This is a genomic window from Nonomuraea turkmeniaca, from assembly GCF_005889735.1.
Taxonomy (GTDB): domain Bacteria; phylum Actinomycetota; class Actinomycetes; order Streptosporangiales; family Streptosporangiaceae; genus Nonomuraea; species Nonomuraea turkmeniaca.
Map to the genome: position 1 here is coordinate 27,798 of NZ_VCKY01000056.1, position 20,418 is coordinate 48,215.

19 protein-coding genes are annotated in these 20,418 nt (G+C 72.0%); 13 read left to right on the plus strand and 6 right to left on the minus strand.

Annotated elements, in window-relative coordinates:
• Nucleotides 1-76: 76 nt before the first annotated feature.
• The 7 genes from ETD86_RS18550 (at nt 77) to ETD86_RS18580 (ending at nt 7,306) form a co-directional block, all read left to right on the plus strand.
• Nucleotides 77-1,594, plus strand: coding sequence for an FAD-dependent monooxygenase (locus ETD86_RS18550; RefSeq protein WP_170223141.1), 1,518 nt, complete (start codon nt 77-79; stop codon nt 1,592-1,594).
• On the plus strand, nt 1,591-2,208 hold the full coding sequence (locus ETD86_RS18555; protein ID WP_138667413.1) for a TetR/AcrR family transcriptional regulator: 618 nt from the start codon (nt 1,591-1,593) through the stop codon (nt 2,206-2,208). The genes ETD86_RS18550 and ETD86_RS18555 overlap by 4 nt, the downstream gene beginning before the upstream one ends.
• 188 nt (nt 2,209-2,396) lie before the next feature.
• On the plus strand, nt 2,397-2,840 hold the full coding sequence (locus tag ETD86_RS18560; RefSeq protein ID WP_138667414.1) for a CBS domain-containing protein: 444 nt from the start codon (nt 2,397-2,399) through the stop codon (nt 2,838-2,840).
• Nucleotides 2,837-4,129, plus strand: a complete 1,293-nt coding sequence (locus tag ETD86_RS18565) for an ArsB/NhaD family transporter (protein WP_138667415.1) — start codon at nt 2,837-2,839, stop codon at nt 4,127-4,129. The genes ETD86_RS18560 and ETD86_RS18565 overlap by 4 nt, the downstream gene beginning before the upstream one ends.
• 104 nt (nt 4,130-4,233) lie before the next feature.
• A complete protein-coding gene (locus tag ETD86_RS18570; protein WP_138667416.1) occupies nt 4,234-5,463 on the plus strand; it encodes a cation:proton antiporter in 1,230 nt (409 codons plus the stop codon).
• 176 nt (nt 5,464-5,639) lie between these two features.
• A complete protein-coding gene (locus ETD86_RS18575) occupies nt 5,640-6,092 on the plus strand; it encodes a GbsR/MarR family transcriptional regulator (protein ID WP_138667417.1) in 453 nt (150 codons plus the stop codon).
• A complete protein-coding gene (locus ETD86_RS18580; protein ID WP_170223142.1) occupies nt 6,089-7,306 on the plus strand; it encodes a glycosyltransferase in 1,218 nt (405 codons plus the stop codon). Before ETD86_RS18575 ends, ETD86_RS18580 begins: the two co-directional genes overlap by 4 nt.
• Nucleotides 7,307-7,469: 163 nt before the next feature.
• Here the strand turns inward: ETD86_RS18580 and ETD86_RS18585 are convergent, their stop codons facing one another.
• Nucleotides 7,470-8,183 (minus strand): DUF998 domain-containing protein, encoded by a 714-nt coding sequence (locus ETD86_RS18585; protein WP_138667419.1) that lies wholly within the window; start codon nt 8,181-8,183, stop codon nt 7,470-7,472.
• Nucleotides 8,184-8,330: 147 nt separating this feature from the next.
• Between ETD86_RS18585 and ETD86_RS18590 the strand changes: the two genes are divergently transcribed.
• Nucleotides 8,331-8,864: a GbsR/MarR family transcriptional regulator gene (locus tag ETD86_RS18590; RefSeq protein ID WP_211370139.1), complete on the plus strand. Its 534-nt coding sequence runs from the start codon at nt 8,331-8,333 to the stop codon at nt 8,862-8,864.
• Nucleotides 8,861-10,051, plus strand: coding sequence for an FAD-dependent monooxygenase (locus ETD86_RS18595; RefSeq protein ID WP_138667420.1), 1,191 nt, complete (start codon nt 8,861-8,863; stop codon nt 10,049-10,051). The genes ETD86_RS18590 and ETD86_RS18595 overlap by 4 nt, the downstream gene beginning before the upstream one ends.
• Before the next feature lie 54 nt (nt 10,052-10,105).
• On the opposite strand, the gene ETD86_RS18600 is transcribed toward ETD86_RS18595, so the two are convergent.
• The 3 genes from ETD86_RS18600 to ETD86_RS18610 form a co-directional block, all read right to left on the minus strand.
• Nucleotides 10,106-11,257 carry an FAD-dependent monooxygenase gene (locus ETD86_RS18600; protein WP_138667421.1) on the minus strand — a complete coding sequence of 384 codons (1,152 nt, stop codon included), beginning with the start codon at nt 11,255-11,257 and terminating at the stop codon, nt 10,106-10,108.
• Between the two features lie 33 nt (nt 11,258-11,290).
• Nucleotides 11,291-12,211 carry an NAD-dependent epimerase/dehydratase family protein gene (locus ETD86_RS18605; RefSeq protein ID WP_246147986.1) on the minus strand — a complete coding sequence of 307 codons (921 nt, stop codon included), beginning with the start codon at nt 12,209-12,211 and terminating at the stop codon, nt 11,291-11,293.
• A gap of 73 nt (nt 12,212-12,284) precedes the next feature.
• Nucleotides 12,285-13,949 carry a CocE/NonD family hydrolase gene (locus tag ETD86_RS18610; protein ID WP_138667422.1) on the minus strand — a complete coding sequence of 555 codons (1,665 nt, stop codon included), beginning with the start codon at nt 13,947-13,949 and terminating at the stop codon, nt 12,285-12,287.
• 128 nt (nt 13,950-14,077) lie between these two features.
• Between ETD86_RS18610 and ETD86_RS18615 the strand changes: the two genes are divergently transcribed.
• Complete coding sequence (locus tag ETD86_RS18615) at nt 14,078-14,548, plus strand: GbsR/MarR family transcriptional regulator (RefSeq protein WP_211370140.1); 471 nt, start codon at nt 14,078-14,080, stop codon at nt 14,546-14,548.
• Nucleotides 14,549-14,634: 86 nt separating this feature from the next.
• Nucleotides 14,635-14,928 (plus strand): hypothetical protein, encoded by a 294-nt coding sequence (locus tag ETD86_RS60100; RefSeq protein ID WP_170223143.1) that lies wholly within the window; start codon nt 14,635-14,637, stop codon nt 14,926-14,928.
• Here the strand turns inward: ETD86_RS60100 and ETD86_RS18625 are convergent.
• Both ETD86_RS18625 and ETD86_RS18630 read right to left on the minus strand, forming a co-directional pair.
• Nucleotides 14,886-15,560 carry a response regulator gene (locus ETD86_RS18625; RefSeq protein WP_138667423.1) on the minus strand — a complete coding sequence of 225 codons (675 nt, stop codon included), beginning with the start codon at nt 15,558-15,560 and terminating at the stop codon, nt 14,886-14,888. The two genes, ETD86_RS60100 and ETD86_RS18625, sit on opposite strands and share 43 nt — an antisense overlap.
• Nucleotides 15,557-17,593 (minus strand): sensor histidine kinase, encoded by a 2,037-nt coding sequence (locus tag ETD86_RS18630; protein ID WP_211370141.1) that lies wholly within the window; start codon nt 17,591-17,593, stop codon nt 15,557-15,559. Before ETD86_RS18630 ends, ETD86_RS18625 begins: the two co-directional genes overlap by 4 nt.
• A gap of 165 nt (nt 17,594-17,758) precedes the next feature.
• Here ETD86_RS18630 and ETD86_RS18635 point away from each other — a divergent pair, with 165 nt between their 5' ends.
• Both ETD86_RS18635 and ETD86_RS18640 read left to right on the plus strand, forming a co-directional pair.
• On the plus strand, nt 17,759-18,460 hold the full coding sequence (locus ETD86_RS18635; protein WP_138667424.1) for a hypothetical protein: 702 nt from the start codon (nt 17,759-17,761) through the stop codon (nt 18,458-18,460).
• 143 nt (nt 18,461-18,603) lie between these two features.
• On the plus strand, nt 18,604-19,377 hold the full coding sequence (locus tag ETD86_RS18640) for a hypothetical protein (protein WP_138667425.1): 774 nt from the start codon (nt 18,604-18,606) through the stop codon (nt 19,375-19,377).
• Nucleotides 19,378-20,418: the final 1,041 nt, after the last annotated feature.

The window sequence follows — 20,418 nt, forward strand, 5'->3', positions numbered from 1 at the left end:
CCCTGGACCAGAACCACGTCCAAGTGCATTATATGTTTACGATCCCGTTTCGTTAAATAAATAGGAGGTCGGAACCGTGGAAGCGGAGACTGCTGTCTTGGTGGTGGGTGCGGGCCCGGTCGGCCTCGCGCTGGCGTGCGCGCTGCTGCAGCACGGCGTCACGGTCCGCGTGGTCGACAAAGCCGCCGGCCCGGCGACAACGTCGAGGGCGAACTTCGTGCACGCCCGCGGCTCGGAAGTGCTGGACCGCCTGGACGCCCTCGTCAACCTCCCCGAGGAGTCGGTACGGGCGATGACGATCACCACCTATGCCGGTGACCGTCCGATGATGCGGATCCGGTTCGGCGACCCCGGCCTGGGCACCGCTGCCCCGCCGATGGTGATCTCCCAGGCGCGCGTCGAGGCGCACCTGCGCGAGCGGCTGGCGGACCTGGGCGGCCGGCCGGAATGGGGCGCGGCGCTGGCCGGATTCCAGCAGGACGCGGACGGGGTCACCGCGGTGCTGGGCGACGGCCGTACCGTCCGGGCGGGCTGGCTGGCGGGCTGCGACGGGACCGGCAGCGCGGTGCGCAAGCTGGCCGGCATCGGCTTTCCCGGCGTCAAGGTCAGCGAACGGTTCCTGCTGGTCGACGGCCGCCTTGACCCCGGCTCAGGCTCTGGCCTGGACCGTTCGGGCACCAGCGGCTGGACGCACCCCGACGGCGTGCTCGGCGCGATGCCGATGCCGGGCGAGCAGTGGCGGCTGCTCGCCTACGACGCCGCCTTCTCGGCCGACAAGCCGAGCGAGGAGGAGATCGCCGAGCGCATGCGGCAGATCCTGCCCGAGCGCACCGGCCTGCCCGGCATCCGCCTGCACGACGTCACCTGGGCGTCGCTGTTCAGCGTGCACCGCCGCCTGGCCGACGCCTATCGCGACGGGCGCGTCCTGCTGGCCGGCGACGCCGCTCACGTGCACGCCCCGTTCGGCGGGCAGGGCATGCTCACCGGGCTCGGCGACGCCGAGAACCTCGCCTGGAAGCTCGCGCTGGTCGTCCACGGCGTCGCCGAGGGCGCGGCTGCGGAGCGCCTGCTCGACACCTACCAGGCCGAACGCCGCCCGCTGGCCACCGCCGTGTTGCGCGGCAGCACCGCCGCGACCAAGGTCAACATCGCGGGCAGCCCGCTCGGCCGGTTCCTGCGTGACCAGGTGCTGGTGCGGGTGTTCAACCAGGCGTGGGTCCAGCGCTGGACCACCTACACCACCTCGCAGCTGTGGGTGAGCTACCGGCGCGGCCCGCTCGGCGGGCGAGGCCGCAAGCCCCGCCCCGGCGACCGTATCGGCGACCTGGCCTGCCGGCGCCCTGACGGCAGCCGGACGCGGTTGCACGCCGAGCTGCGCGGCAGGTGGGCCGTGCTCGGCGACGGCCTCGAGTGCGACGCCGCCTTCGAGGCGGCCCGGCAGCGGCTCGGCGACCGGGTGGTCAGGCTCCACGCCGCCGGTCCCGTCGACGGTGCCGCCGCCAGTCCCGCCTTGCTCGTGCGCCCGGACGCGCACCTGGCCTGCAAGGGCGGCCCCGCCGACCTGGCCCGCTGGCTGGATGGAGCCCTCGCGTGAGTGCCACCCGGGGACGCGGACGCCCGCGCGACCCCCAGACCGATACCGCGATCTTGAATGCCGCGCTGGAGTTGTTCGTCGAGCGCGGCGTTGAGGGCATCAGCATCGAACAGGTCGCCAAACGGGCTGGGGTGGGCAAGCCGACCCTCTACCGCCGCTGGAGCACCAAGGAGGACCTGATCGCCCAGGCCATCGAGCAGTGGGTCGCCACCGAGGTCACCCCCTCGGCCGCCGACGTCTACGCCCTGCCGCTGCGCGACCTCGTCGAACGCGTCCTGCCCGCGGCGGCCGAGACCGCCGCCAGCCCTGCCTTCCGCGCGCTGGTCGCCCGCATCATGGGCTCCGCCGTGAGCCACCCTTCGCTGATGGCCGTCTACTGGAGGCACTACATCGTGCCCCGCCGCAAACTGGCCGCCGCGATGCTCCAGCGCGCTCAGGCCGACGGCGCCCTGGCCCCGGACACCGACCTGGACGTGCTGATCGACATGATGGCCGGCGCGGTCACCTACCGTGTGCTGCAGCCCGACCCGCCGGACGCCGCCGAGATGCTGCGCTACCTCACCGCCGTCTACCGCCAGGCCGGGCTCTATCCACCCGCTCATGACGGCCCATGACCACCGGCCCGGCATGCCGATGTCAAGGCTGCTTCGGACCCGAGCGGGGTGTCATCGCAGGGTCGCCACGTTGCTGACCGGTACACGCCCACTGTGTCTGATCTTGACGCGTGTTGATAGGTTCTCTGCAGGTGCGCCGGGAAGTCTGGTCGGCAGTCTTATCGCCGACCGTGAAAATGGGGCCCGCCGTGCGCGCTCGTGACCTGCTTGCCGCCTTCCCGACCGTCACCGCCGACACCCCGGTGATCGCGGCTGCCCGGCTGCTGGCGGGCCAGGACCTGCCCGGCCTGATCGTCGTTGACGAGCGCGGGCTGCCGGTCAGCATCCTGCCCGGCACCCAGGTGCTGCGCCTGGCCGTGCCCGGCTACTGCCTGGACGACCCGGCGCTGGCCCGGGTGGTGGATGAGGCGCACGCCGACGCGTTCGCCTCCGCACTGGCTGACCGGACCGTGCGCCAGGCGCTACCACCTGATCGGCGGGAGCTGCCGGTCACCGATCCGGACGCCACCGTGCTGGAACTGGCCGCGTTGATGGCGCGCACGCACAGCCCGCTGGTCGCGGTCGTGGAGCAGGAGCGGCTGCTGGGCGCGGTCACCCTGCAGGCGCTGCTGGACCGGGTGCTGGCCGCATGACGGTGCTGGCCTGGCTGTCGGTCGCGGTCTTCCTCGGCGCGTATGCGCTGATCGCCTCGGAGAAGATCCATCGGGTGGCGGCCGCGCTGGGCGGGGCCGGAATCATGCTGGCCATCCACGCGACCGACGCCGGAGCGGCGTTCTTCTCCGAGACCAGCGGCGTCGACTGGAACGTCGTGTTCCTGCTGCTGGGCATGATGGTGATCGTCGGGGTGCTGAAGCAGACCGGCGTGTTCGAGTTTCTGGCGATCTGGGCGGCCAAACGCGCCCGCGGCCGGCCGTACCGGCTGATGGTGCTGCTGGTGGTGATCACCGCGAGCGCGTCGGCGTTGCTGGACAACGTCACGACGGTGCTGCTGATCGCGCCGGTCACGTTTCTGGTGTGTGAGCGGCTGGCGCTGCCGGTGGTGCCGTTCCTGATCGCGGAGGTGATGGCGTCCAACATCGGTGGCGCGGCCACTCTGGTGGGCGACCCGCCGAATATCATCATCGCCAGCCGGGGCGGGTTGAGCTTCAACGATTTCTTGGTCCACATGGCGCCGATGGTCGTCGTGTTGATGGTCGTGTTCGTCGCGTTGTGCTGGCTGCTGTTCCGTAAGGCGTTCGTTTACGATCCCGCCCGCGCCGAGGAGATCATGGCGCTGGATGAGCGGGAGGCGATCGCCGACCGCAGGTTGCTGTGGCAGAGCCTGACGGTGCTGGCGCTGGTGATGGCGGCCTTCGTGGCTCATCCGGTGTTGCACTATGAGCCGTCGGTGGTGGCGATCCTCGGGGCGGGAGTGCTGGTGGCGGCCACCAAGGTGACCACCGAGCAGGCCATCGCCGAGGTCGAGTGGCCCACCCTGGTGTTCTTCATGGGTTTGTTCGTCATGGTCGGCGCGCTGGTGCAGACCGGCGTGATCGGCCAGGTCTCCCGGCTGGCCGTGGAAGCCACCTCAGGACAGCTCGGGCTGACCACGATGGTGCTGTTGTGGGCCTCAGCCGGGCTGTCGGCGATCGTGGACAACATCCCCTATGTGGCCACGATGAGTCCCATCGTCGCCGACCTGGTCCAGGCCAATGGCAGCGACGGCCCCGGGCAGGTGCTGTGGTGGGCGCTGGCCTTCGGCGCCGACCTGGGCGGCAACGCCACCGCCGTCGGCGCCGCCGCCAACGTCGTCGTGATCGGCATCGCCGCCCGCAACGGGCACCCGATCAGTTTCTGGCAGTTCACCAAGTACGGCCTGATCGTCACGGTCGTCACCGTGGCGCTGGTGACGCCGTACCTGTGGCTGCGCTACCTGGCCTGATCTGACTTGACCCACCGGAGCGAAAGGCAGCCGATGAGTGCGACCGGCCCACGGTCGGCGGAGAGCCTGCCTCCCGCGACCCATGACGAAGGAGAGGCCGTCTGATGGGCTCGCTGCTGCTCGCGTTCGCGGGCATGCTGTTACTGGCCGTGCTGCTGTCCAGCCTGGCCCACCGCACGATCTTGTCGACGGCGGCGCTGTTCCTCATTGCCGGGTTCGTGCTCGGCGACGGCGCGCTCGGCGTGGTGTCGCTGGCGCCCGGCGATGAGCTGGTGGGCACGCTGGCGGAGCTGGCGCTGTTCGCCGTGCTGTTCACCGACGGGATGCGGGTGGGCTGGGCGGAGCTGCGCAGCGCGTGGCGGCTGCCGGGCCGGGCGCTCGGCTGGGGGCTGCCGCTCACCCTGGCCATCACCGCGGTGGGCGCGCACTACCTGGTCGGTCTGGGCTGGATCGAGTCGCTGCTGATCGGCGCGATCCTGGCGCCGACCGACCCAGTGTTCGCCGCGGCGCTGGTCGGCAACGAGAAGGTGCCGCCCCGGCTGCGGCGGCTGCTGAACGTCGAGTCCGGCGTCAACGACGGGCTCGCGCTGCCCTTCGTCATGGTCTTCCTCGCCATCGCCGCCGGGTCGCAGGACCTGCATCTAGGTGAGCTGGGATTGGAGCTGGGCCTGGGCGTCGTGATCGGAGTGGCGGTGCCGTGGGCGGCGATCAAGCTGGAGCAGACGCGCTGGTTTTCCGCCTCCACCCCATACGAGCCGCTCAACGCACTGGCGATCGGCCTGCTGGTTCTCGCGCTCGGAAAGGCCACGCACGGCAACCTGTTCCTGGCCGCGTTCGCCGCCGGCATCACGGTGGCCACCTTCGGCGAGCGGCAGCGCGAATCGTTCGAGCATTTCGGCGAGCTCATCACCGAGCTGTTCAAGCTGGCCGCGCTGCTGGTCTTCGGCGCGCTGATCACCCCGGCCCTGCTCGGCTCGGTCGGCTGGACCGGCTGGCTGTTCGCGATCTTGGCGCTGGTGCTGGCCCGCCCGGCGGCGATCTGGCTGTCGTTCCTCGGTTCGGGGCTGTCGGTGCGTGAGCAGGCGGCGGTCGCCTGGTTCGGGCCGAAGGGTTTCGCCTCGGTGGTGTACGCCCTGATCGTGCTCAGCTCCGGCATCGCCGCCGCCCAGCAGGTCTTCCAGCTGGTCGCCGTCACCATCGTGGCCTCGATCCTGCTGCATTCCTCGACCGACATCGTGGTGGCGCGCGGCTTCGACGACGAGCGCGACGTCCCGGCCTGGTTCGGCAAGGCCCGCCGGCTCCGGGGGCGCCTGCCCGAGGACGGGCAGAGCTGAGCTCGAGATTCTTGCGGGTGCGGCTGCCGCCGAGTGAGGTGTCGACCAGGTCCATACCGTCGGTGCCGACGCCTCGGCGGTGTTGCGCCAGTACAACCGCGGCGGAGAGCCGGCTGCGCCACGAACGGCCACATGCTTGTTCGGATCGATCCGAACAATCCGATATAGTCGCCGTCGTGAGTGTGGTCAGGTTCGTTGAAGATGCTGGGCTGTTCTACGAGCGGCTCGGGCTGAGCCGCACGGCCGGGCGGGTGATGGGCTGGCTGCTGGCCGCCGAGTCCGGCGACGCGGACGCGCCGGAGCTGGCCGAGGCGCTGGCGGTGGCCAAGAGCAGCATGAGCGTCGCGCTGCGGCAGCTCGAGCAGGCGGGGCTGGTGGAGCGGTTCCGGGTGCGGGGTGAGCGCCGCGACCGCTACCGGCTGGCCGAAGACGTCTTCGCCCGCGCCTTCCGGGCCAAGATGGCCGAGTTCGAGGGCTTCCGGGCGCTGGCGGAGCAAGGGCTGAAAGCGGTCGGCGACGACCCGGAGCGCCGGCGACGACTGGAGCTCATGCGCGACATGTACGCGTTCATGATGGATCGCTTCCCCCGCCTGCTGGACGAATGGGACGAGCTGAAGGCCCTGCGATGAGACCCTTGCTGATCACCGCCGGCAGCCGCGGCGACGTCCAGCCGTACCTGGCCCTGGCGTGCGGGCTGCTGGCCGCCGGGCATCGGCCGCTGCTGGCCGCGCCCCGCCGCTTCGCGCCGCTCGCCGCCGCGCGCGGCGTGGAGTTCGCGCCGCTCAACGACGAGATGCTCTCCCTGCAGGACTCCGTCAAGGGCCAGGGCGTGCGCGCCGCCATCACCGCCGCCCGCTCCGTCACGCCGATGCTGCGCCGCCTCCTCGACGACCAGGCCGAGCTCGCCGCCCGGCGGGAGTTCGACGTGGTCGTCTACCATCCCAAGTCCCTCGGCGGGCCGTACATCGCCGAGAGACTCGGCGTCCCCGCTCTCGCCGGCCTGCTGCTGCCGCTCTACCTGCCGACCTCCGCCTTCTCCTCTTCGATCCTTCCGGTACGGGTGCCGTCCGTGCTCAATCGGGCGAGCTGGCGCATCTCCTCGGCCATCGAGGCCCCCTACCGCGGGACGGTACGGACCTGGCGTCGCGAGAAGCTGGGCCTGACGGGCACCTACCGGCCGATGGCCGGCCTGGTCAGGGCAGGTGAGGTGCTGCACGCGTGGAGCCCGCATCTGCTGCCCGCCCCCGGCGACTGGCCCGCCGCGGCCCACCCGACCGGCTTTTGGACGTTGCCCGCCGACGACGTCTGGACGCCGCCCGAGCCGCTGGCCCGGTTCCTGGCCGACGGGGACCCGCCGGTGTACGTCGGCTTCGGCAGCTCGGTCGGCGGCGATCCCGAAGAGCTGGCCGCCACGGTGCTGGAGGCGGTCCGGATGTCGGGCCGGCGGGCCGTGCTGGCCACCGGCTGGGGCGCGCTGCGGCCGGGACGGCAGACGGACGGCGTCCTGGTGATCGAGGAGGCACCGCACGACTGGCTACTGCCGCGGGTGGCGCTCGCCGTGCACCACGGCGGCATCGGCACGGTCGCGGCCGCGCTGCGCGCGGGCGTCCCGCAGGTCGTCCGCCCGTTCCTCGGTGACCAGCCGTTCTGGGCCGCCCGCCTGCACCACCTCGGCCTCGCTCCGCCCCCGCTGCCCCGTCGGCTCCGGCCAGAGCGGCTGGCCGCCGCCATCGCCGCCGCGTCCGAACGCGCCCCGGCCGCCCACACACTGGCGGCGCGCCTGGTGACGGAGGACGGTGTCGCCGCCGCCGTCACCCGCCTGGAGAAGTTGTCGGACTACTGAGGGATGCGCCGCATCGCTCTGCTGCTGCGGCCCGCACGCGAGTGCGCTGTCGGCATGGCGGTCGGCTTCGGACCGAGTGCACCTACCGCTCCATCTGCTGTGGCGCTGTACACGCGGTTGCGGTCGCCGACGATCGTGCGGCCGGACTCCTCAGTTGCCGCCCTCACCGCGCCGCGGGCGGCGATCCCGTAGCACCCGAACTGTCCGTGCCGGTGTGGACACGCAGACGAGAGCGGCCCATACCCCGAAGGCGCATGCTCACGGCGATGAGCCAGCAAAAGCCGGCCAGCAGGGAAAGGTGTTCGAGCAGGCCGGCGGGCGCCGGTTGCCACAGGTTCAGGATGTCCAGGCGGTAGGCGATGCCGGCGGCGAAGGCGGCGACGATGACAATGGCGCCGGACAGCCGGGAGTAGACGGCCCAGCCGCGGCTCGTCTCACCCAGCCGCCGGGCCAGGGCGAACGCGGCCCCGCTGAGACCGAAGAACAGCAGGAATCCGGCCACCTGATGGATCCGGCCGCTGGCGGTGATGGCCGTGGCTTGCCCGGGTGGGTAGCCCAGTGCGGGATCGGTGGGCACCAGACCGGCCACGAGCAGCCCCGCCGCGGTCGCCGCGAGCAAGAGCGGCCCCCAGGTGCCGCCGCGCCCACCCCGAAGAGTACCTCGCACGCCGGCGGCGAAGGCGGCCAGCAGCAGCCCGCCGAGCACGAAGTTGATCGTCTGCAGCCAGCCGCGTTCGCCGGTGCCGAGCTGGCTGGCGCCGTGGTGCCACAGGCTGTAGCCGGGCCGGGTGGCGCCGTCGGCCCACAGCAGCGCCGGCACCAGGACGCCGGCGGCGATGCCGCTGCCGAGCAGCACCGGCAGGGTGCGAGATGACATCGGGGAGAGTCCTCCTGTTTCTCCGCGACGGATCGTCGCGGGCCGACCAGACTTCCCGGCTCTCCCACAGCACGCCCCGGCCGGGGCATATCCTGATACAGCGACTTTAGCTCATACTGAAACAACTGCAAGAGGAGGCGGAGCCGCGTGACCGAGCAGGAGCCGTTGCTGGAGTGGGTGGAGCGGGTCGCCATGTATCTGGCGCGCGACGGGGTGCCGCCGATCGCCGGGCGGGTGCTGGGCTGGCTAATGGTGTGCGATCCGCCGGAGCAGTCGGCGGGGCAGATCAGCGAGGCGATCGGCGCCAGCCGCGCCTCGCTGACCTCCAACCTGCGACTGCTGACCGGCATGGGATTCCTGACCTGGCGCACGAGGCCGGGCGAGCGGACGGTCTACTACCGGATGGCCGATGACGCCTGGGCGGTGGTGGCCCGCCAGCAGATCGCCGGCATCACCTCCTTCCTCGACATCACCCGCGACGGCCTGAACCTGGTCGGCCCGGACGACGGGAGGGCCGCGCGCATCCGGCAGGCGCACGCCACCTTCGAATGGATGGCAGGCGTGTTCAAGGGCGCGCCGCCCCTGCACGCCGACCCCGCCAACCTCGCCAACGTGGGCCCCGACAACGACCATGCCGGCGACGAACCCGCAGGCGATCTTGACGATGAGGAGACACCATGACCGGACGGGCGATCGTGGTCGGCGGCGGCATCGGCGGCCTAGCCGCTGCTTTAGCTCTGCACCGGATCGGCTGGCAGGCCGTCGTGCTGGAGCGGGCGGCCGAGCTGCGCGAGATCGGCGCCGGCATGTCCCAGGCCCCGAACGCCATGCGCGCGCTGGCCGAGCTCGGCGTGGGCGAGCAGGCGCGCGCGGCCGGGGTGCCCACCTACTCCGCCGGCAACCTGCGCCTGCCGGACGGCCGCTATCTGCAACGCGCCCGCCCCGGCGACCCGACCCCGTTGACCGCCTTCCACCGCGCGGACCTGCACCGGGTGCTGCTGGAAGCGGTGCCCGCCGGATGGGTGCGCACCGGCGCGGAGGTCACCGGCATCCAGCACGACCAGGACGCGGTGACAGTGACCTGGAGCGGCGGCCAGGCCAGCGCCGACCTGCTGATCGGCGCCGACGGCATCCGCAGCACGGTGCGCCGGCTGCTGTGGCCGGACGCGCCGCCGCCGCGTTTCCTGGGCCGCACCGCCTGGCTGGGCATCGCCGAGGTCGGCACCGGCGCCTTTGCGGACGCCGACGGGCTGTCCGGCAGCGTCACCATGGGCCCCGGCGGCTACTTCCTGATCCATCCGATCAGCCGCGGCCGCGCCTACTGGGCCTACGTCACCACCGCCGACCAGGCCGGCGTCCGCTACCCGAAGGAGAAGAGCGAGACGGCCCGCCGCCTCGCCTCCTGGCACGAGCCGATCCCGGCGCTGATCGCGGCCACCACGGCCGAGGCGGTGATCCATATCGACATCTGCGACCTGGACGCGCTGCCCACCTACGTTCGCGGCCGGGTGGCGTTGCTCGGCGACGCCGCGCACGCGATGAGCCCCGATCGCGGTCAGGGCGCGGGGCAGTCAATCGAAGACGCCGTCGTGCTCGCTGCCGCCCTCGCTGATGAGCCCGCCGGTGCGTTCACGGTTGAGGCGGCGCTGCGCCGCTACGACGCCGAGCGCCGCCCGCGCACCCAGGCCACCGCGCGGGGCGCCCGCGCCGACGGCCGCCGCACCACGTCGGCGGCCGCCTACCGGGCGCTGGTGACCATGATCCGGCTGATGCCCGCACCGCTGTGGCGCAAGGGCATCGCCGCCGACGGCAACCCCACCTGGCGGTGGCAGCCGCCGCACTTGCCGTCGCCGACCACCCGCCACTGACCCGGAGCGGCCCTTTGCCGCCCCGGGAGTTGGGCCGGATCGTTTCCGGCGGGTTCAGCCCTTGATGAAGCGGCGGATCATGTACCGGCGCACCGGCGGCAGGGCAGCCAGACGCAGCGGCAGCTGGGTCAGCCACAGCACCAGCGGGTTGGCGGGGGCGTAGACGCCTTTGACCCGGCGACCGAGTTTCTGCTTCGCCTCCACCTCCGGCCGCAGAGCCGTCTCCCAGGCGGCCAGGGCGGCGGCGATGTCGCCGGGGTGGCGTTCCAGCTCGGTGCCGAGCCGGTCGGCGCCGCCGACGGCCAGGGCGGAGCCGTAGCCGGCGAACAGGGTGACGCACCAGGCTGCGTCGCCGAGCAGGACCACACGGCCGCGGCTCCAGGTGGGGGCCACAACCTGGCTGATGGTGTCGAAGTAGACCGAGTCGGTCCTCGCCATGCCGGCGAGCGTTTCGGGGATGATCCAGCCGAGGTCGCCGTAGACCTGTGGCAGCACCGTGGCGGGGTCGTCGGCGCGGGTGCCGGTGCCGGCTTCGGTGCGGTAGCCGAAGAAGGCGACCGTGCGGCCGTCGCCGACGTTGATGACCGCGACCGTGCGGCCGCGCGAGGACAGGGTGCCGGTGGTGCCGGGGGCGATCGCGTCCGGGCGCTTGTCGAGCATGTAGACGGCGACCATGTGCTCCAGGTCGAGCAGGTAGTCCTCCTCAGGCCCGAAGACCAGGGCGCGGGTGGCCGAGTGCAGGCCGTCGGCGCCGATCAGCAGGTCGGCGTGCTCCACGGTGCCGTCGCTGAGGGTGGCGTGCACGGCGCGGGTGTCCTGGTCGACGGCAGTGATGGTGGTGCCGAAGCGGATCTCGGCGCTGTCGCGGACCTGCTCGTACAGGACGGTCTCGATGTCGCCGCGCAGGATGTTCATCGAGCGGGGGCCCATGGTCGCGGCGATGATCTCGCCGGTGAGGGTGAAGCGCCGCTCACCGTTGGGCTTGTGGTAGACGAGCTCTTCGGTGATGAAGGCCCGCTGGAGCAGGTCGGGCAGGATGCCCATGCGTTCGGCGGCGTCGTAGCCGATGCCGCCGAAGGTGACGCCGTAGCCGCCGCTGCGGCGCGTGGGGGCGCGTTCGATGATGAGGCTGTGCCAGCCGATCTGGGACAGCCGCAGGGCGGCGGCCAGGCCGGCGATGCCGGCTCCGATGATGATGGCGCGCATAGAAGGTTCCTTGCTGAAGAGCTGGTGGAGGGGTCAGAGCTGGTCGAGGACGCGCTGTTCGGCGGCGGAGTCGAGCCAGGTGCCGGGTGAGGGGGCGTCCGGGCGCGGGGCCGGGTCGCCTTCGGCCTGCAGCCAGGCCCAGGTGCCGGCGAGCATGTCGCGCAGCGGCCGGGTGCTCAGCCCGGCGGCGAAGGCGGCGCTGACGTCGGCGTCGTGCATGCCGGTCGGCGTCGGGTCGTGCGGGAAGCGCAGCCCGAACTCCATGCCCAGCCACACGCCTTCCCGGCGCGGCAGGTCCTCGCTCGCCCACACCAGCTCGGCGTCGAAGCCGGTCACCTCCAGCGCCGTCTGGAGCAATTGCCCGATCGTGGCCGCGCCGGGGCGGCCGGTCACCGTGTAGGCGCCGCCGAGCCGGCGTTCGGCGCACTGCAGCATCCAGGCCGCCATGTCGCGGACGTCGATGTACTGCACCACCGCATCAGCCGGGCCAGGTGCGAGCACTCGGCCGCCTTTCTCCAGGCGGCGCAGCCACCACGGGATGCGGCCGACGTCCTCGTACGGTCCCAGGATCATCCCCGCCCTGGCCAGCAGCGCCCGTTCGCCGTAGGACTCGAGGACGGCCAGCTCACCGCCGCGCTTGGCGGCGGCGTAGTCGGCGTCATCGGTGCTGTGGGGGTTGCCGTCGACGAGCGGCGCGCCCTCGTCCCCGCCCGCAGGCCACGGCCGGCGGTGCACGCCTCGGCTGGAGACGTAGCCGTAGTGGCCGGTGCGGCCGGCCAGCAGGCGGGCGCTGTCGCGTACGACGCGTGGCGCCCAGGCCCAGGTCTCGATGACGGCGTCCCACTCCTGACCGGCGAGCGCGGCGGCGACCGCCGCGGTGTCGGTGCGGTCGGCGACGAGCGCCCGGACACCGGGAGCCGGTGGGCGGCTGAGGCCGCGGTTGAGCGTGCTCACCTCGTCCCCCGCTCCAGCGCGACCTCGACGATGGCGCGGCCCACGTGGTGGGTGCCGCCGAGAACGAGCAGTTTCATGACGCTCCAGGAGTCAAGGGGAGCCAGAGGGCTGACGGATGTTCGAGGTCGTGGAAGATCTCGTGCTCTGATGCGCGAAGCTCGCGCCCGGTGGCCAGTGGCTGGCCGGTGCCCGGGTTGCGGCCGTAGCGGGGGTGAGCGCCGCTGGAGACCTGCAGCCGGATCCGGTGGCCGCGGACGAAGCGGTGGGCCAGCGGCCACAGCTCGATGTCGATCGCGCCTATGTCGGCGGCGCGTAGGTCGCCGGGCTGGTCCAACCGGACGATGCCATCGCACAGGTTGAGCGAGCGCCCGCGCGGGCTCACCTCACACAGGCGGGCGAAGTAGTCGACGTCCGGGAAGGATGCCCGGGCGTGCAGGCGGACCCGTACCGGGCCGATGACCTCGACGTCCTCGGTCAAGGGCGCGGTGGTGAAGGTGAGCACGTCCGCTCTGGCTTCGATGGCGCGGTTGTCCTTCGGGCCCGCGGACCTGCTCACCGCCGTCCCGCCCACCGTGGGAGTCGGGTCGCCGGGGTCGTAGCGGTAGCGGCTGGGATTCGCCTCACGTTCGGGTTCCTCACGGCTCAGCCGCCCACCCGGGTGCAGATACCAGCTGGTGGGCTGGTGGGCGGGCGGCCAGCCGGACAGGTCCCGCCAACGCTTCGCGCCGGTGACGTACACCCGCACCCCGGAGGGTGCGGCATCGCCGTTCATGGCCGCGTCCAGGGCGGCCAGCGCGTCCTGCATGCCCTCGCGGGTGTACAGGCCGCGGCCGTGCCCCCACGGTCCGACCAGCAGCCGCACCTCGCGCCCGGCAGCCAGCAGGCGCGCGTGGTCGGCCAGCATGCTGGGCAGGAAGAAGTCGTACCAGCCGCCCTGCAGGTGAACCCGGGGCGGCATCCGCTCGGTGTTGGCGCGGTGGTCCATGCGGGCCCAGTACGCCTGGTCGCGGCCGTTGCTGATCCACTCCTGAAACCAGCTCACCCGATGCCCAGTGAGTGCCCGATCGGCCTGCTCCAGCGGAAGGGTGAGGGTGGCGCGGCGCAGCTTGCGGCCGGCGCTCAAGGTGGCCAGCAATTGCCGGGTGAGGGAGAAGTTGCCGCTGAACATGGTGTCCACGAGCTGGACCCAGCCCAGCGCGTTGCCCAGCGCGAACGCGCCGCCCGGGTACATGAAGTGCTCGGCGAAGGCCGACGGCGCGTCCTGGATCAGCGCGATCTTCCACTCCGGGATGTGCCGGGCGGCCAGCTCCCACTGGACAAGGCCGAGGTAGCTGGCACCCCAGGTGGCCAGCGCGCCGCCGAACCATGGCTGGGCGCGCAGCCAGCTCAGGGTGCCGTCGGCGTCGGCGGGGTCGATGGTGAAGCCGTCGAAGCGGCCGCCGGAGCCGGCCGTGCCGCGCAGGCTCTGATACAGCACCTGGTAGCCGCGCTCGGCCAGCAGCTTCGGCAGCTGATCGAGCGCGTTGCCCCGGCCGTACGGGCTGCGCAGCAGGATCAGCGGCGGCCGGTCCAGATCGGCCGGGTAGTGGCGGGTGGCCAGCAGGGGCGCCCCGTCGGCGGCCAGGATCACGATGTCGCGCTGCACCCGCACCGGGTGCCGGATGACGGGACGTACGCCGAACAGGCGGCTGAGCAAGGTCATCGGGGTCATCTCCTCGTCGGCACGTGAGGAACTCACGTCGCCGACCAGGCTTCCCGGCACACCATCGAATCTCCGGAACGGAGCGGATGTCAACAATATAGCGAATCTTCAGAAGTTTCTGAACAATTCTGAGGTTCGCTATCCTGTCGCCTAGGAGGTGGCGGGTGAACGACAGAGACGAGCAGTGGCAGGCAGCCGAACGGCTGGCCCTGACCTTGACCGAAGGCGGCTTGCAGCGCATGGCCGCCCGGACGCTGGCGGTGTTTCTGTTCACCGACGCCGAGACGGTCACCATGGGCGAGATCGCCGACCGGCTCGGCGTCAGCGCCGGCTCGGTCTCCGGCTCGGTCAAGTCCCTGCTGTCGGTCGGCCTGATCGAACGCTTGCCCGCGCCCGGCAGCCGCCGCGAGCACTACCGGCTCCGCGATGACGCCTGGGCCACGTTGTTCACCAGCCAGAACACCGTCGTCCAACTCATGCTCGCCGCCGCCGAGACCGGCATCGCCACGACCACAGCCAACGATCCCGCGCATCGACGGCTGACGCAGATGCGCGACTTCTACCAGTTCATGCTTAAGGAGATCCCCACCTTGCTGCACCGCTGGCAGCAGCATCAGGCCACCCACTCCGGATGATCTTTCCTGCGAAGACCGAAGCTGGCGCTCGCTCCGCGCAAGGCCAGCCATTTCACTTCAGGAAATGGCCCTTCCGTACCCAGGTCATGCCGCTGCCGCCGCTCGATCCCGCCGGTGCGCGGGGGCCCGGCCGGCCCCGCCGACGCCCTAACGTGCCGTACGCCGACAGGGGCTACGACCACGACAAGTACCGACCGCTGGTCTGGGCCACCGGGGTCAAGCCGGTCATCGCCCGCCGTGGCACCGAGCACGGCTCCGGCCTGGGCGATACCGGCGGCCTGGAGCAGCACGTTCAGCCCAGTGCTGTCCAGGAAGGACAGCCCGCCGGCGGCCACGATCACGTGCTCGTCCGGCCAGGACCCGGCGGCCGCTCCCCCTGAAGGCCCAGCCCGGCATCGCGGGCGCGGATGATCGCCTCGGCCCGATCGGCGACCTGGAGCTTGCCGAAGATGCTGGAGATGTGGTTGGCCACCGTCTTGGCTGAGATGCCCAGGCGGCGGCCGATCTCACCGTTGGGGCGGCCGCCGGCGATCAGATCGAGCACGTCCCGTTCGCGGCCGGTCAGCTCGGGGAAAGGCACCTCGGCCGGCAGCGGGGCGGAGAAGAAGCCGAGCACCCGCTGCGCCACGCCGGGCCCGAAGATCGCCTCACCGGCGGCCACGGCCCGGATGGCGCGGACGATCTCGTCCTGCTCGGCGCCCTTGAGCAGGTAACCGCGCGCTCCGGCGCGCATGGCGGCGAACACCGCGTCGTCGTCGTGGTACATCGTCAGCATGAGCACCGCGACCCCCGGCGCGTCGCGGGCGATCTGCCGGGTGGCGGCGATACCGTCCACATCGGGCATCTGGATGTCCATGACCAGCACGTCGGGGTGGTGCGTAACGGCCTGGCGCACGGCCTCGCGGCCGTTGGCCGCCTCGCCGACCACGCGCAGCCCGTCGATCGAGCCGAGCAGCGCGCGCAGGCCGCCGCGCACCACGGGATGGTCGTCGGCCAGCAGAACAGTGATCATGATGCCCCCAGCGGCAGAATGGCCACGACCTCGCCACCACCGGCGCCCGGTCCCGCCGTGCAGGACCCGCCTAGCTCGGCGGCGCGCTCGCGCATGGATGACAGTCCCACACCCGGCCTCCACTCGCGCGGCGAGACGCCGTCGTCGCTGACGCGCAGCCGCAACTCCGTGCCGGCGTCGAGCCGCACGTGGATGCTGCCCGCCCTGGCGTGACGCACGGCGTTGGTCATCGCCTCGGTGACGATCCGGAAGGCCGCGGCCTCGACCGCGGCCGGAAGCGCCGGCAGCGCCGCGGGAGCGGCCACGTGGATGGCGACGCCGTCGCGTTGCAGGTGCGCGGCGCGCTGCCGGATCGCCCCGACCAGGCCGAGATCATCCAGGGCGGGCGGGCGCAGGTCGTAGACCAGCCGCCGGATGTCGTTGATCGCCCCGGCGGTCTCAGCCCTCAGTTCGGCGACCAGGCCGCGCGCCGCCTCGGGGTCGGCGGCGATCAGGTTGCTGGCGGCGTCGGCCTTGAACGTCACCCCCGTGAGCACAGGGCCCAGCCCGTCGTGCAGGTCACGGCGCAGCCGCCGCCGCTCCTCCTCCCTGGCCATCACCAGCGCCTCGCGGGAGTGCTGCAACTGCCGCGACAGGGCGAGAGCGCGCACGGCTACCGACAGCGGCGTGGCCAGCAGCTCCAGAATGGCACGGTCAGCGGCGGCCAGCCGGCTCTCCCCCCGGCGCAGTCCGACCACCAGCTCGCCCACCCGCTCATCGCCGTAGACGAGCGGGATGGCGTGCAGCGACTGGAGCGACTGCGGCGCCGTGCCCGAGACCGCCACCGTGCCATGGCCGTCTTGCGGGGCGTGGCCTTCGGGGGCGGTGGTCCGCAGCGCCGCGTACGGCATCCGCAGCGCCTCCCGCACCGCCTCCAGCACCCCGGGCAGCCCTGCGCCCAACCGCTCACCGACCCGGGAGACCGCACGTACCGGATCGGCCCGGTCCCCGTACAGGATCCGGTCCACGCCGCGCTGCAGCCGTACCCGCAGCGGGTTGAAACCGATCGCGATCAGCACGGTGGCGGTGATCGAGTTGCCCGGCCCGGCCCGCTGCCGCACGACGGTGTCCAGCACCGCCACCAGGCTCACGTAGGCGAGCATGACCGCACCGGTCAGCAACGTGTACAGCACCGTACGTGAGAAGACCAGCCGGATGTCCAGCAACTGATGACGCAAGATCGCCACCACCACCGCCGCGGGAATGAGCGGCACGGCCAGCAACTGGTAGACCGGTCCCGCCTCGAACACCCCCCACACCACCAGCACCAGCACGACGAGCAGGGCAGCCTGCAGCGGCCACAACAATTGGCGGCGCAGCACCTCATCACCCCGCCGGTAGCGGATCACCAGCGCGACCAAGCCGATCAGCGCGACCGCGGCGACGCGCAGGTCCGTCACCAACCACAGCGGCTCCAGGCCGTGGTATCCCGGCAGCGTCAGGTACCCGGTCAGCCCCGTGATCAACGCCTGCGGCCCGGCTCCCATCTCCAGCACGAACAGCGGCGCCGTCGCCACCGTCGCCCACGCCAGCCACCGCAACACCGGCCCGGCGGGACGGCCGTCGGGGAAAAGCTGCAGGATCAGCGGCAGGAACAACCCGATCGACCACGGCCACGCGTAGGCGCCGACCGTGGCCAGAACGCGCACCAGCGGCATCGGCCAGCCGGCGCCGCCGTACAGGACCAGCGAGGCGGTGCCCGCCGTGGTGGCGTGCCCGAGGCCGTCGGCCAGCAGCAGCCAGCCGATCGCGTTGCCCGGACGATGCCAGGCGACCAGCAGCCCGCACGCGGCGAACGCGAACCCCATTGTGGCGTTCAGCGGAACGAAGGAGTCCAGCACCTCCGCGTACGAGCGGCCGCTGAGCAGGCTGCCCGCCACGGCGGCAGCGACCTCGGCGGCCGCCACGGCGAACATCGCTACGGCCCATAACCGCGCCCGCGGCGGCCCGCGCCGGACGGCCTCACCGGGCCCGGCGGCGCGTTCGGTGCTCATGCAGTACATGATGCGGCCTCACGCCCCGCCGCGTCCTGGGTGCGCGCCCCTAGACCATGCGGGAAACCCTCCCGGCCGCGCGTCCGCCGGCTCCCTGGTCGCCGGTGACGCCCGCACCGCACGCTCAGTACGTCCGATCCGCTGCATCTGAAACGCCAAGGAGACATGATGACCAGGACGAGCGCGACCACGGTCACACCGCCGCCCACCGCGAACCCGCCGGCGGGGCGGCGGCCGGCGCTCACCCTGCTCGTGCTGCTGGGACCGCTCAGCATCGCCATCCTGCGCACGCTGCTGCCGTACGGCACCAACGACTCCCCTACGACCGTCGTCGCCAAGGTGGCCGCCCAGCCGGGCGCCGAGGCCGCAGTGCTGTGGCTGTCACTGCTGGCCGGCTTCACCCTGGTCCCCGGCATGATCGCCGTCGGCCTGCACGCCGCCCGCCGCAGCCGCGTCCTCGGCACGGCCGCGCTGGTCGTCTCGGTGGCCGGCTTCTCCGGGCTGCCCGCCATCGTCGCCGTCGACCAGGTGGCGCAGTCGGGGACGCGCGCGAATGTGCCCGCCGACGTCACCGCCCGCCTGCTGCGGCATCTGCTCGACGAGCCCACTGTCGCCATCCCCACCATGATCTTCGTGGCTGGCCACGTCGCGGGCGTGGTGCTGCTGGGCATCGCCCTGTGGCGCGGCGGCATCCTGCCCGGCTGGGCCGGCCTCGTCCTGTCGATCTCGCAACCGCTGCACCTGCTGTTCGCGACGATCGCCCCCAACCCGCTCCTCGACGGTTGCGCCTGGCTGCTGACCGCGGCCGGCCTCGCCTTCGCCACGGCGCGGGCGAGCGCCGGCCACGGACTCCCCGCCACCGCATGACCGCCATCACACCCAACACCCGATCTCACCCGATCTCACCCGATCTCACCCGATCTCACCCGATCTCACCCGATCTCACCCGATCTCACCCGATCTCACCCGATCTCACCCGATCTCACCCGATCTCACCCAAGGAGAACACCATGAGACACATCAAACTCGGCGCCGCCGCCCTCACGCTCGCCGCACTCGCCCTGCGCGTAGCGGCCACCCCCGCCACCGCGGCAGGCGCCCCTGACACTTGCGTGACCGGTTACGTCTGGCGCGAGGCACGCCCCTCCGACCACGTCTGCGTCACCCCCGCCGTCCGCGAGCAGACCAGACGCGACAACCGCGTCAAGGCCTCACGCTGGGTGCCCGGTCCGTCCGGCCCGCACACCTGCGTCCAGGGGTACGTGTGGCGCGAAGCATTCCCCGGCGACCACGTCTGCGTCACCCCCGCCGTCCGCGCCCAGGCCCGGGCCGACAACGCCGCAGCCGCCAGCCGGCGCGCCTCCGGCGCCATCCGCTCGCCCATCACCATCAACCGGGACGTCCGGTTCGGCGGCGGCATCCCCGTGGGCGGCCGGACGTCGCTGACCCTCCACGCCGACGGCACCTACACGTGGTCGGGGCACCTGCGCGACTCCGGCGCCCCCAGCTACAACATCAGCAGCGTCTGCGTCGTGCGGTTCTCCTCCGGGACCGCGTACGCCTTCAAATCCTCCGGACGCCTGCACGGGACGTTCGAACCCGGCTCCCGCAACCACGACTGGAACAAGTCCGGACGCATCGCGACCCTGCCCGCCGCCTGGCGAGCCTCCCAAAGCCACCGGTGGAGCTGCAAGAACAGCGTCTCCCTGAGCCTCTCCGGCCTGGTCGACTCGGCGCTGCAGGTCGTCGGCGCCGCCGCGAAGGTCGTCTCGATCGTCGCCTGACCCCTCCACTCTCCTGCCACCCACCGCCGCACACCACCACCACCAAGGAGCGACACATGCTCACCATCACCATCACCGTCGCCACGGCGGCACTCCTCACCGGGGCCGCGCATCCCGCGACCGCCTCAGTGGCGAGTTCCCGGCACGCACCGCGGGCGCCACACCGCAAACCTGGGGCCCGTACCACTCGCCGGGCGCCGGACGCGCCCGAGCGAACGGCACCATCACCGCGACCGGCGAGAACCACGAGGTGATCCCCTCCGCCGCCACGCTCACCGTCCCCGGCACCGTCCCCGGCACCGTCGCCGACCTGACCCGGTTTCGTGCTTCGGCACAGGTGGTCAGCTGATTCCGATGACAAAAGCATCGCGGGCGGCGCCGCTGACGTCGGCGGTGATCCGGTCGACACCGTCGTTGAGTTTCATCACCCGTTCGGCTTGTTCCACCTTATGAGACTGGCCGACCTGGGGCAGCGGCCGGGCGGCGGTCGCTGCACCGGCCTGGGCGATGTACCGGATACGTACCGGAGGCGCGCACCGCTCGGGCGAGGGGCTCTCCTGGTCGCCGTGCCGCCATGATCGGTCATGTACGTGATAACTCCCTTACGTACATGGGGCTGCGGCGGCAGTTCGCCCCCGTGGGGCACGCGCTGGCCGACGGGAGTGGATGACGCCCAGACCCCGCCTCCTGAGTCTCCTGGGGGAGCAGTGACTTCCTCGGCGGCTGCGGCGGGCTCGCCTTCATGAGCCGGCTGGCAGAACACGATGTCGACACGAACCGCAACCGGGGGTGCTGCTGACCCGGCTGGGGGCTGAGGCCGGATCGCGACAGCCGTGGATCAGCCACGCCGCGACGGCGTGGCCAGGACTGGTGCCAGTTTTCCCCGCTGACCCGCCGGGTGTGCGCGCCTACGCCGTCCCCGCGGCGGCTGTCCGACCTGTGGGGGACGGGCTGCTCGGCGTGGTCAGCGGAACCGTTACCGCTGGTTCTGGCCGTGCCGGTGCTGATCTTCCTGCGTGAGGTGGGGGGCGGCGTCGAGGG